11 protein-coding genes and 1 pseudogene are annotated in these 11,583 nt (G+C 77.7%); 3 read left to right on the top strand and 9 right to left on the bottom strand.

All coding sequences use genetic code 11. The features are described 5' to 3' along the window. From ACFUMH_RS16415 to sigE, 3 genes and pseudogenes are all read right to left on the bottom strand, one after another. A pseudogene (locus ACFUMH_RS16415) lies at nt 1–638 on the bottom strand (hypothetical protein); the annotation flags it as partial. Continuing rightward, nucleotides 635–1,552 carry a zf-HC2 domain-containing protein gene (locus ACFUMH_RS16410; protein ID WP_378207990.1) on the bottom strand — a complete coding sequence of 306 codons (918 nt, stop codon included), beginning with the start codon at nt 1,550–1,552 and terminating at the stop codon, nt 635–637. The gene ACFUMH_RS16410 and the pseudogene ACFUMH_RS16415, both read right to left, overlap by 4 nt. After that, nucleotides 1,549–2,142, bottom strand: a complete 594-nt coding sequence (gene sigE / locus ACFUMH_RS16405; protein ID WP_378207987.1) for an RNA polymerase sigma factor SigE — start codon at nt 2,140–2,142, stop codon at nt 1,549–1,551. Before sigE ends, ACFUMH_RS16410 begins: the two co-directional genes overlap by 4 nt. A 317-nt stretch (nt 2,143–2,459) precedes the next feature. Here sigE and ACFUMH_RS16400 point away from each other — a divergent pair, with 317 nt between their 5' ends. Further along, the gene (locus ACFUMH_RS16400; protein WP_378207997.1) at nt 2,460–3,092 is read left to right on the top strand and encodes an O-methyltransferase; all 633 of its coding nucleotides are present in this window, start codon (nt 2,460–2,462) and stop codon (nt 3,090–3,092) included. Nucleotides 3,093–3,136: 44 nt separating this feature from the next. Here ACFUMH_RS16400 and ACFUMH_RS16395 read toward each other — a convergent pair whose 3' ends face one another. The 6 genes from ACFUMH_RS16395 to dapE form a co-directional block, all read right to left on the bottom strand. Beyond that, nucleotides 3,137–4,783 (bottom strand): leucyl aminopeptidase family protein, encoded by a 1,647-nt coding sequence (locus ACFUMH_RS16395; protein ID WP_378207984.1) that lies wholly within the window; start codon nt 4,781–4,783, stop codon nt 3,137–3,139. 7 nt (nt 4,784–4,790) lie between these two features. Then, entirely contained in the window at nt 4,791–4,958 is a 168-nt protein-coding gene (locus ACFUMH_RS16390) for a DUF3117 domain-containing protein (protein WP_013772033.1), read from the bottom strand. A gap of 242 nt (nt 4,959–5,200) precedes the next feature. Beyond that, nucleotides 5,201–6,556 (bottom strand): hypothetical protein, encoded by a 1,356-nt coding sequence (locus tag ACFUMH_RS16385; RefSeq protein WP_378207981.1) that lies wholly within the window; start codon nt 6,554–6,556, stop codon nt 5,201–5,203. Continuing rightward, nucleotides 6,553–7,512, bottom strand: coding sequence for a dihydropteroate synthase (gene folP / locus ACFUMH_RS16380; RefSeq protein WP_378207978.1), 960 nt, complete (start codon nt 7,510–7,512; stop codon nt 6,553–6,555). Before folP ends, ACFUMH_RS16385 begins: the two co-directional genes overlap by 4 nt. Next, nucleotides 7,509–8,378, bottom strand: coding sequence for a TIGR00730 family Rossman fold protein (locus ACFUMH_RS16375; RefSeq protein ID WP_378207975.1), 870 nt, complete (start codon nt 8,376–8,378; stop codon nt 7,509–7,511). The genes folP and ACFUMH_RS16375 overlap by 4 nt, the downstream gene beginning before the upstream one ends. Before the next feature lie 60 nt (nt 8,379–8,438). After that, nucleotides 8,439–9,554 carry a succinyl-diaminopimelate desuccinylase gene (gene dapE / locus ACFUMH_RS16370; protein WP_378207994.1) on the bottom strand — a complete coding sequence of 372 codons (1,116 nt, stop codon included), beginning with the start codon at nt 9,552–9,554 and terminating at the stop codon, nt 8,439–8,441. A gap of 114 nt (nt 9,555–9,668) precedes the next feature. Between dapE and dapD the strand changes: the two genes are divergently transcribed. Together dapD and ACFUMH_RS16360 are read left to right on the top strand one after the other, a co-directional pair. After that, on the top strand, nt 9,669–10,637 hold the full coding sequence (gene dapD, locus ACFUMH_RS16365; RefSeq protein ID WP_378207971.1) for a 2,3,4,5-tetrahydropyridine-2,6-dicarboxylate N-succinyltransferase: 969 nt from the start codon (nt 9,669–9,671) through the stop codon (nt 10,635–10,637). Between the two features lie 2 nt (nt 10,638–10,639). Beyond that, nucleotides 10,640–11,542, top strand: coding sequence for a hypothetical protein (locus ACFUMH_RS16360; RefSeq protein WP_378207968.1), 903 nt, complete (start codon nt 10,640–10,642; stop codon nt 11,540–11,542). The last annotated feature ends 41 nt before the right edge of the window (nt 11,543–11,583 follow it).

Raw genomic sequence — 11,583 nt, 5'->3', positions numbered from 1 at the left:
ACCCACGCGGCCGACAGCGTGCGGCGCCGGCGCCGGCGCCGGCGCGCGACCGGCGCGGCGCCGGGGTCGGCACCGGTCGGGGGTGCCGCTTGGCCCTCGGGCCCGGCCGGGACGCCGGTGCCGGTGTGGGTCCCGGTGCCGGTGTGGGTCCCGGTGCCGGTGTGGGTCCCGGTGCCCGCGTGGGTCCCGGTGCCCGCGTCGGTGCCGGTCCTCGGGGACCAGGCCGGGGTACCGGCGGGCGCCTGCGGGGCCGCGGCGCCGTGCGGCACGGGTGCCGTGCCGGTCGCGACGGCCGCGGGTGCCGGCGCGGTGTTCGCCGCGGGGGCCGCGGACGGCTGCGCGCGGCGGTAGGACGACGGCGGCGCGAAGAGCGCCGCTACCGCGGGGGCGGGGGGCGCGGGGTCTGCCGGCGGGGGCGTCGGTGCGGGCTCCGCAGCCACTCGCTCCGTCGCCGTCGGGTCGGCAGGCGTCGGGTCGGCAGGCGTCGGGTCGGCAGGCGTCGCGTCGGCAGCCGTCGGGTCGGCAGCCGTCGGGTCCGCGACCACTCGCTCCGCACCCGCCGGCTCGGCAGCCGTCGGGTTCTCCGCCGTCGGGTTCTCCGCCGTCGGCTCCCCGGGCTCGCGCTCGTCGGTCGTCACGGGGTCTCCAGCGTGCTCGTCACCGTCTGCCACCCGCGGCCGATGCGGCCCGCGACCGTGTCGTCGTAGCCGCCCGACGGGAACGCCCCGACGATCGCGTCGACGTCCTCGTCGCCGTCCGTGCCGACGACCTGCACGACCGTCGCCTCGGACTGCCACGCCACGAGCCACGGCTCGGTCGACAGCACGTGGACCTGCCGGCCGCCGACCGTGCGGACCGGTGCGCCCGCGAGCGCGTCGGTGTCGAGGCGGCCCTGCTGCTCGGTCACCACCACCGTGCCGGACGGCGCGGCGAGCTCGACCTCGAGCACGCGCCGGTCATCGCCGGACCAGCGGATCGCGCGCACGCGCCAGTCGGCGGGCAGCTCGCGCGGGAACGTCCAGCCGTGCGCACGCAGCCACGTGACCGTGTCCTGCGACACCGGGACGGCGTCGGCGTCGGCCGCGCGGCCGTCGACCGCGAGCAGGCCCAGCACGGCGGCGGGGTGCGACGAGGGCGCGACGACGGGACGCGCGCCGAGCGAGAAGAGCATGGCCGCGACCGCGCCGACGCCCGCCACGGACCCGAGCAGCAGCCGACGCGAGGAGCGCCGTGCGACGACGTCGCCGCGCAGCGCGTGCACCGCGTCCCGCGGGAGCGCCGGCCCGCGCACGCCCGACGTCGGCACCGCGAAGGGGTCCTGCGGCGACGGCGCGGGGGGCACCTGCGGGCAGAGCGACAGCAGGCGTGCGGTCAGGTCGTCGGTGGGGCGGACCTCGTCGGCCGCGGCGAGCGCGCGGCGGGCCGCGCGGGCGGCGGCGAGCTCGTCGGCGCACCGGCGGCAGCCGGCGACGTGCGCGAGGGCGCGCTCGGTCGCGGCGGCGTCGAGCTGGCCGTCGACGAGCGCGCTGATCCAGGACCCGAGGTGGCTCACCCGACCTCCACCGCGGGGGCGACGTCGGCCGTCGGCTCGGCGGAGCCGTCCCGCGCCGCGGCGGGACGCCGGTGCTCGAGCGCGTCCCGCAGGCGCGCGCGGGCCCGGTGGATGCGGGAGCGCACCGTGCCGAGCTTGATGCCCAGCGTCACCGCGATCTCCTCGTACGACAGCCCCTCGATGTCGCACAGCACGACGGCGGCGCGGTACTCGGGCGGCAGCGCGTCGAGCGCGCGCTGGACGTCGTGGTCCAGGTGCGCGTTCTCGAACGCCCGCTCGGGCGTGCTCAGCGTGTCGGGCGAGGACCACCGCTCGGTGTCGTCGCCGATGCTCTCGATCCGCACGCGCTGGCGGCGCCGCGCCATGTCGAGGAAGAGGTTCGTCGTGATGCGGTGCAGCCAGCCCTCGAACGTGCCGGGGCTGTACGTGTGCAGGGACCGGAACACGCGGACGAACGTCTCCTGCGTGAGGTCCTCCGCGTCGTGCCGGTTGCCCGTCAGGCGGTAGGCGAGCCGGTACACGCGGGCGGAGTGCGTCCGGACGATCTCCTCCCACGACGGGACCTGCCAGTCGGCGGGGGGCGTGCTCATCGGTCGGTGATCGTCTCCTCGCGTGCCGGCGGGACGATCCGGCCGGGACGTGCCCCGCCAGTCTTCCAGGTCCGCCCTCCGCGCTCGACCCCTGTTCGTCGTGGGCTGAACCACGTGCGACGGCCGTCCGGCGGCGCCGCGTCGCTCCGCGGCGCGGCTCGGGTCCGGGACTACGCTGGCGGCGGCCCGGCCGCACCCGGTCGCCCGCACCTCGGACCACCACGGTCCGCCCGGTCCGGTCCCGACGTCCGGTCCACCCCGACCCGCTCCCGACCCGCCCCGCCGGCCCCGCGCCGACCGCTCCGCAGGAGGACGCCATCTCCACCGACAAGGCCCAGAGCTGGGTCTACTGCGAGGAGTTCCTCGCCGAGGACGACGTGCTGGTGCGCGCCCGCGAGCGCGCGTCGCACCTGGGCTGCACCCCGGTGCTGCCGGGTGCGGGTGCCGCGCTGCGGGTCCTCGCCGCGGCGGTGCAGGCGCGCGCGGTCGTCGAGGTCGGGACCGGCGCCGGGGTGGCGTCGCTGTACCTGCTGCGCGGCATGCCCGCGGACGGCGTGCTGACGACGATCGACATCGAGCTCGAGCACCAGCGCGCGGCCAAGGAGGCGTTCGCCGAGGAGGGCGTGCGCACCACCCGGACCCGCACGATCTCCGGGCGGGCGTCGGACGTCCTGCCCCGCCTGACGGACGGCGGCTACGACATGGTCGTGCTCGACGCGGACGTCGAGGGCACGCCCGCGTACGTCGAGCAGGCGGTGCGGCTGCTGCGCCGCGGCGGCGTGCTCGTCGTCGACGACGCCCTGTGGCACGACCGCGTGGGCGACCCCGCACGCCGGGACGAGGCCACGACGACGATGCGCGACGTGGGCCGGCAGGTCCGCGGCGACGACCGGCTCGTGCCGGCGCTGCTGCCGACGGGCGACGGGCTGCTGGTCGCGGTCCGCCGCTGACCGGCCGCCCGCGCCCGTGGGCGCGGGCGGGCGTCAGGGGTGGCTCAGGCCGGCTGGGTCAGCCAGTCGAGCAGCAGGCGCGCGCCGTAGCCGGTGGCGCCCTCGGTGACCTCGTGCTTGTCGGCCGGCGCGCGGCCGGGCCCGGCGATGTCGAGGTGCGCCCACGCGCGCGTGCCGACGAACCGGCGCAGGAACAGCGCGGCCGTGATGGACCCGCCCCCGATCTGCCGGTCGACGGGCACGTGCCGCAGGTCGGCGACCGACGACCGCACCGCCTCGTCGTAGTCGTCGACGAGCGGCATGTGCCACGCGAGCTCACCGGTGCGCTCGCCCGCCGCGAGCAGGCCCGCGACGAGGGCGTCGTCCGTGCCGTACAGCGCGGCGTGCTGCTTGCCGAGCCCGAGGGTGGCGGCGCCCGTCAGCGTCGCGACGTCGACGAGGACGTCCGGGTCGAGCGTGGCGTCCGCCCAGGCCAGCGCGTCGCCGAGCACGAGGCGGCCCTCGGCGTCGGTGTTCACGATCTCGACGGTCGTGCCGCCGTACAGGCGCAGCACGTCGCCGGGCCGGTACGACGCGGCGCCCACGTGGTTCTCCGCGAGCGGGAGGACGGCCGTGACGCGGTGCGGCACGCCGGCCTCGGCGGCGGCGAGCACGGTCGCGAGCGCGACGGCGGCCCCGGCCATGTCCGTCTTCATCGGGACCATGGCCTCGCGGGGCTTGATCGACAGCCCGCCGGTGTCGTACGTGATGCCCTTGCCGACGACCACGACGTGCCTGCCGGTGCCCCCCGCGGGCGGGGTGTACGCGACGCGGACGAGCCGCGGCGACGACGCCGAGCCGGCGCCCACGGCGAGGATCCCGCCGAACCCGCCCGCGGCGAGCTCGCGCGGTCCGAGCACCTCGACCTCGAGGCCCGCGCGCGTCGCGAGGCGGCGCGCACGGTCGGCCATCCAGGCCGGGTCCTTGGTGCTCGACGGGGTGTTCGTGAGGTCGCGCACGAGCCACGTGGCGCTCGCGGCGACCCGGGCGGCGTCCACGGCGGCGGCGACGCGCGTGCCGTCGCGGCCGAGCAGCACGAGCTCGGCCGGCGGCTCGGGCTCGGGGGCGGCTCCCGTGCGCGGGGTGGTGTACCCCGCGAGGAGGTAGCCCTCCGTGACGGCGCGGGCGGCCTCCGCGGCGGCGGAGGCGTCGTGGTGGGTCTGCGCGCCGACCGTGGCGGCGACGCGGTGCAGGCCGCGCACGGCCCGGGCCAGCGCGGCGCCCGCGCGGCGCAGCGCCGTCGGGCTCTCGTCGCCGACGCCCACGAGGACGATCCGCGGCGGCAGGCCCGCCCACGGCAGCACCACCGACGACCCGACCGGCTGCGGGAGGTGGACCGTGAAGGCCTCCCCCGCCGCACCCGTCAGGCCGGCGCGCTCCGCGAGCTCGGCCAGGTCGATGCCGTACCGGGCGGCGGCCTGCGGCGTCCCGGTGCGCGGCTCCAGCGCGTCGTCGCCGTCGCGCGCCGGCGCGACCTGCACGGCCACGGCGTCGACCGACCCGTCCTCGAGGAGCGGGGAGTCGACGACCGTGGCGCCGTGCAGGACGACGGCGGGCGGCGTGCGCCGCACGGCCGACGCCCCGCGGGTCGTGCCGGCCCCGGCGGGGCGTCCGACCGTGGCGGTGCGCCGCCCGGTGGTGCGGGGGCTCATGCGGACGTCAGCTGACGACGGAGGTCAGCGCCTCGCCCAGCTCGGCGGCCTCGGTCGCGTTGAGCTCGACCACCAGCCGTCCGCCGCCCTCGAGCGGGACGCGCATGACGATGCCGCGGCCCTCCTTGGTGACCTCGAGCGGTCCGTCGCCGGTCCTCGGCTTCATCGCGGCCATGCGGCCTCTCCTTCGCGCGTCGTGCGTGGCCGGCCGACGGGTCGCCGGGCCGGGCCGACCATCGGTCGATCAGTCCCTGATCAGCCGGTTGTCCGCCGACCATCCTAGTTCACCGGGGCGACCGTCGGGCCGGTCCGGTGCGCGTCCCCGCCGGTCGGCGGCCCGGCGGGCGTCCGCGCGCGCCGTCCTGCCGTCCGTCACGGGGTCCCTCCCGGGTCCGTCCCGGGTCCGTCAGGCGTCCGTCACGGGGGCCAGTCGCCGCCCGGGTTGAACTCCCACATCTGCCGGATCCACAGCACCTGCAGGCCCAGCATGAGCACGAGCACGGCGCCGAACCACGTCCGCCGCGCCCACCCGGGCCGCGTCACGACGCCGGCCGTCACCGCCCCGAGCGGGAACGCGAGCAGCAGGAACCGCGCGAGGCTGCTGCCCGGCTCGATGACCGCGAGGATGTAGACGACGTACGCCGCGCCCCACGCGTGCAGCTCCGGCCCGAGCCGCCAGGCCGCGGGCACGAGGAGCACCGCGGCGACGAGCGCGAAGCCCGCGACCGTCAGCCAGACGCCCCGGTCCCCGAACCAGAACTGCGGCACGTACGTCCACCCCGAGAACGGCACGACCTCGCGCACGCCGCGCCACGCCTCCTGCGTCTGCAGGTACCCGTCGGGCACGCCCGTCGCCCAGCCGCAGATCGCCGGCCACGCGAACCCGGACACCCCCGCGCCGACCGCGAGCGCGGCCAGCCCGGCCGTCCCGGCGGGCCGCAGGTCGTCCTCGCCGCGGCGCGTGCGCCACCAGCGGACCGCCAGGTGCACGACGACCACTGCGGCCATCGGCAGCGCGACGGCGCGCGTGAAGCCCAGCGCGACGACGACGACGGCGGTCCACCCGTAGCGCCGGCGCACCAGCAGGAGCAGCGCGGACGCCACCAGCAGCAGCGCGAGCGACTCGGTGTACGCGACCTGCAGGACGGCGGCCGTCGGGAACGCGCAGACGAGCGCGACCGTGGCGAGCGGCAGCCCGGGGCGGGCGGCCACGGCCCGCGGCGCGCCGTGCACGACGGCACGGTGCACGACGAGCGCCGCACCCGCGCCGAGCAGGAGCGCCACGGTCGGCGCCAGCACGACCCACGTGCCGCCCGTGACCTCCATGAGGCCGCGCACGAGCAGCGGGAACAGGGGGAAGAACGCCCACGCGTTCTGCTGCACGAGGCCGTCCTCGCCGCGCGGCAGCGTCGCGGGGTAGCCCTCCTCGGCCACCTGCTTGTACCAGGAGCCGTCGTAGAACAGCGCGACGAAGGGGTGGTAGCCGGGCTGCGCCGGCGTCCAGAGGTTCGCCTCCTGCACGCCCGAGGTCCACGCGAAGACGGCGGCGGCGAAAACGCGGCTGGCGGCGTAGACGAGCAGCACGTGCACCCACCACGGCCACGCCCGGACGCGCTCCCACGGCGACGGCGCCCGCGTGGGGGCGTGGGCCGCGGTCACGTCCGCCGCGGCCGTCGCACCGTCGCCCGCCGCGTCGCCCGCCGCGTCGCCCGTGGCGGCGGGGCCGGCCTGGCCCGCGACGTCCGTCGTGCCGTCGCCGCCCGCCGTGCTCACGCCATGCCCCGCACGGCGACGGACGGCGCACGCTCGGCGCGCACGGCGGCGACCATGTCGACGGCCCGCCGCGTCGCGGCCACGTCGTGCACGCGGAACACGCGCGCACCGAGCCACGCCGCGACCGACGTCGCCGCGAGCGTGCCCTCGAGCCGCTCCTCGGGCGGCAGCCCGAGGGTCTCCCCGACCAGGTCCTTGCGCGAGACCGCCATGAGCACAGGGTGCCCGATCTGCACGATCCGCGGGGTCCTTCTCAGCAGGTGCAGCGAGTGCCACGTCGTCTTGCCGAAGTCGAGGGTGGCGTCGACGAGCACGGACGCCGGGTCGACGCCCAGCGCGACGGCCCGCGCCGCGGCGGCGGTGAGCGTGGCGACGACGTCGTCGACGACCGCGTCGAGCGGGTCGGCGCCGTCGTCCGCCGGCAGGTACGCGACGCGCCACGGGTCGGTGCGCGGCGTCGCGCCGCCCGTGTGCGAGCAGACGACGCCCAGCCCGCGCTCGGCGGCCACCTCGACGAGCCCCGGGTCGTGCCCCGCCCACGTGTCGTTGACCAGGTCCGCACCCGCGTCCGCCGCGGCGCGGGCCACGGACGCGCGCCACGTGTCGACGCTGACGAGCAGGTCGGGGTGCCGGGCCCGGACGCGCTCGACGACGGGGACGACGCGCGCGACCTCCTCGGCGACGTCCACGGCGGGCCCGCGCCCGGCGCGCACGCCCCCGACGTCGAGCAGGTCCGCGCCCTCGGCGACGGCGCGGTCGACGGCCGCGTCGATGCTGCTCTCGTCGTGGCGCGCCGCCGCGTAGAACGAGTCGGGCGTGCGGTTGACGACGGCCATGACGACGGGCCGGTCCGGGCCGAACGTGCGGCCGCGCAGGCGCAGCGGCGCCGCCCCCGCCGGGACCCCGGGCAGCGGGGGCGGGACGGGCCCGTCGGTGCGCGCCTGCGGCCCGGTCACCAGCCCGCGTCCGACCCCGGCGCGCCGGGGCTCGGGGCGGGCGTGCCGTCCGACGCGCGCGCCGCGTCGGTCTGCGCGCGCTGGGCCGCGCGGACCGCGGCCTGCTCCTCGGCGCGCAGCTCGGCGCCGCGGCGCACCACGACGTCGACCGCCTCCTGCGCCGAGTCCGCCACGTGCAGCAGGTCGAGGTCGGCCTCGCCGATCATGCCGTGCGCGCGCACGCTGTCCCGTAGCCACGTCAGCAGGCCCTGCCAGTAGTCGCGCCCCAGCAGCACGATGGGGAAGCCCGTCACCTTGTGCGTCTGCACGAGCGTCAGCGCCTCGAACAGCTCGTCGAACGTGCCGAAGCCGCCCGGCAGCACGATGAAGCCCTCGGAGTACTTCACGAACATGGTCTTGCGGGCGAAGAAGTAGCGGAAGTTCACGCCGAGGTCGACCCAGCGGTTCATGCCCTGCTCGAACGGCAGCTCGATGCCGAGCCCGACCGACAGCCCGCCCGCCTCGGACGCACCCCGGTTGGCGGCCTCCATGATGCCCGGGCCGCCCCCGGTGATGACGCCGTACCCGGCCTGCACGAGCCCCTTCGCGACGTCGCGCGCGAGGTCGTAGTACGGGTCCTCGGGACGCACGCGCGCCGAGCCGAAGACGCTGACGGCCGGCCCCACCTCGGCGAGCGCGCCGAAGCCCTCGACGAACTCGCTCTGGATGCGCATGACGCGCCAGGGGTCGTCGTGCAGCCAGGTCGCCCCGTCGCCGCGGCGCAGCAGGCCCTGGTCGGAGGTGCTCGCGGGGATCTGGTCGCGTCGCATGAGCACCGGGCCGCGGCGGTACTCCGGCGCCGGTGCCGACGTGTCGTCGTGGGTCATGCGGCGACTCTAGGTCGCGGCACGGCCGTGCTCAGCGCGAACGGCCCGGACGGGCGGCCGTCAGGACAGCCCGAGCGGCAGGTCCTCCGGGCGCGCGCCGGTCAGCCACGCACCGAGCGCCGCGCGGCTCGCGACCACCTGGCCGACCGGGCAGTGCTCGTCCTGCGTGTGGGCGAGCAGCGGGTCCCCGGGCCCGAAGTTCACCGCCGGGACGCCGAGCGACGAGAACCGCGCGACGTCGGTCCAGCCCTGCTTGGCGGCGGGGCGCCCGCCCGTCACCGCCAGCACGGCCGCGGCGAAGTCCTGCGCGAGCGGGTCGTCCAGGCCTGGCCGGGCGCCGGGCGCCGCGTCGACGACCACGACGTCGTACCCGGCGAGCACCTCGCGCACGTGGGCGGACGCCTCCTCGACCGTCCGTGACGGCGCGAACCGGTAGTTGACGGTGACGACGCACTCGTCGGGGATCACGTTGGTCGCGCGCCCGCCCGAGATCAGGACCGCGTTGAGCCCCTCGCGGAACGTCAGGCCCTCCACCTCGACGGTCGCGGGCGCGTAGGCGGCGAGCCGGCGCAGCACCTCGCCGGCGGCGTGCACCGCGTTGACGCCCGTCCACGCGCGCGCCGAGTGCGCCGCGACCCCCTGCAGGCGCACCTCCGCGCGCAGCGTGCCGTTGCAGCCGCCCTCGATGCCGCCGGCGGTCGGCTCGCACAGCACGGCGAAGTCGGCCGTGAGCCAGTCCGGGTGGTTCCGCGCGACGCGGCCGAGGCCGTTCAGCGACGCGTCGACCTCCTCGTGGTCGTAGAAGACCCACGTCACGTCGTGCACGGGCGCGTCCAGCGCGGCCGCCAGCGACAGCTGCACCGCGACGCCCGCCTTCATGTCGACGGTGCCGCGGCCGTGCAGCACGTCGTCCTCGAGGCGGGTGGGCAGGTTGCCGGTGACGGGCACGGTGTCGAGGTGTCCCGCGACGACGACGCGACGGGCGCGACCGAGCCGGGTGCGCGCCACGACGGCGTCGCCGTCCCGCAGCACCTCGAGGTGCGGGTGCGCGCGCAGGGCGGCCTCGACGGCGTCGGCGAGCCGGGTCTCGTCGCCCGAGACGGACGGGATGTCGCACAGCTCACGGGTCAGCGTCACGACGTCGGCGGTGAGGTCCAGGGTGTCGGCGGCCACGATGTCGACCCTACGCCGCGCACCCGCGGCGCCCGCGACGGCTGCGGCGCGTGCGGCGGGTGCGGGTGCGCGGGTGCGGGCGCCGGCGGTCCGCGCCCAGCCCGTAGGCTTGACGACATGACCGACCGCACGGCCTGGGGCCACGGCCTGGCCACCCTCACCGACGACGGCACGACGCTGGACGTCTGGTACCCGGCACCGGCCCTCGGAGCCCCGCCCGCCGACACCGCCGCTTCCGACGACCTCGGCGCCGCCGAGCGCGACGACCCCGCCCGCGGCGTCCGCGTCCGCGTCGTGACGACCGTCGTGGACCTCGACGCCCCGCCGACCGACACCGCCGACGCGTACCTGCGCCTGCACCTGCTCTCGCACCGGCTCGTCGCGCCGCACGGGCAGAACCTCGACGGCATCTTCGGCGTGCTGCCCAACGTCGTCTGGACCGACCGCGGCCCGTGCGCCGTCGAGGGCTTCGAGGCGACCCGGCTGCGCCTGCGCGCGGCGACCGGCACGCCCGTCACCGTGTACGGCGTCGACAAGTTCCCGCGCATGGTCGACTACGTCGTCCCCGCCGGCGTGCGCGTCGCCGACGCGGACCGCGTGCGCCTCGGCGCGCACCTCGCCCCGGGCACGACGGTCATGCACGAGGGCTTCGTCAACTTCAACGCCGGCACGCTCGGCACGTCCATGGTCGAGGGCCGCATCTCCGCGGGTGTCGTCGTGGGCGACGGGTCCGACGTGGGCGGCGGCGCCTCGATCATGGGCACGCTGTCGGGCGGCGGCCGCGAGGTCGTGTCCGTCGGGCGGCGCAGCCTGCTCGGCGCGAACGCCGGCCTCGGCATCCCGCTCGGCGACGACTGCGTCGTCGAGGCCGGGCTCTACGTGACGGCCGGCACCAAGGTGCGGCTCGTCGGGTTCGACGTCCCGGGCGCGACGGCGGACGCCGACGGCGTGCGGGTCGTCAAGGCGAGGGAGCTCGCCGGCGCGGACAACGTCCTCCTCCGCCGCAACTCGCAGACCGGCGCGGTCGAGGCCGTCGCCCGCTCGGGCGCGGGCGTGCACCTGAACGCCGCGCTGCACACCAACTGACGGTGGCCCGGCGTCCGCCGTCGCGCCGTCGACGGTCCCGTGCCGCCACCGCGGTCGTCCTGACCGTCGCGGTCGCCGGCGTCGGCGCCGCGGCGGTCGGCGGCGTCGTGGCGCTGCTCGACCGCACGCACCCGGCCGCGCCGCTGACGGAGCGGTGCGCCGCCCGCCTCGACGGCACCGACTGGCGGCTCAGCCCCGACCAGGCGCAGAACGCCGCGCTGATCTCGGCGCTCGCCGTGCGCCGCGGGCTGCCCGCGCGCGCCGTGACGATCGGGCTCGCGACGGCGCTGCAGGAGTCCCGGCTGGTCAACATCGACTACGGCGACCGCGACTCGGTGGGGCTGTTCCAGCAGCGGCCGTCGCAGGGCTGGGGCACGGTCGAGGAGATCCTCGACCCCGTGTACTCCACCGGCCGGTTCTACGACGGCCTCGTGGAGGTGCCGGGCTACGCGGACATGCCGGTCACCGAGGCGGCGCAGGCCGTGCAGCGCTCCGGGTTCCCCGACGCGTACGCCCAGCACGAGGGCCGGGCCCGCGCGTGGGCGTCGGGGCTCGCCGGCTTCTCCCCCGCGACCGTCACGTGCGAGCTGCACCCGGTCGACGGCCCGGTGGGCACGGACCCGCTGCTCGGGCGGCTCGTGCGCGACCTGGGCGAGCTGCCGGTCACGGTCCACGCCGCCGAGGGCGCGGCGCCGGCCGTCGACGTCACCGCCGACGCCCTCGCGCCGGGCGACCCGGCGCGCGCCGCGTGGGTCGCCGGGCACTGGGCCGTCGCCGTCGCCACGGAGGTCGGCGTGGACGCCGTCGCGGTCGCGGACCGGGTGTGGTCGCGCACCGCGCCGACCTGGGAGCCGTCCGACGCCCCGCTGCCCGCCGGGCAGGTGCGCGTCACCGTCGGCGGCTGAGCGCGCCGTCGGCGACGCGCGCCACCCGCCGACGACGGAGC

This window comes from Cellulomonas sp. NPDC057328 (assembly GCF_042667215.1).
In the GTDB taxonomy this organism is placed as follows: Bacteria; Actinomycetota; Actinomycetes; order Actinomycetales; family Cellulomonadaceae; genus Cellulomonas.
The sequence above is the reverse complement of the archived record's forward strand: the minus strand, read 5'-3'. Positions and strand labels throughout refer to the sequence as shown.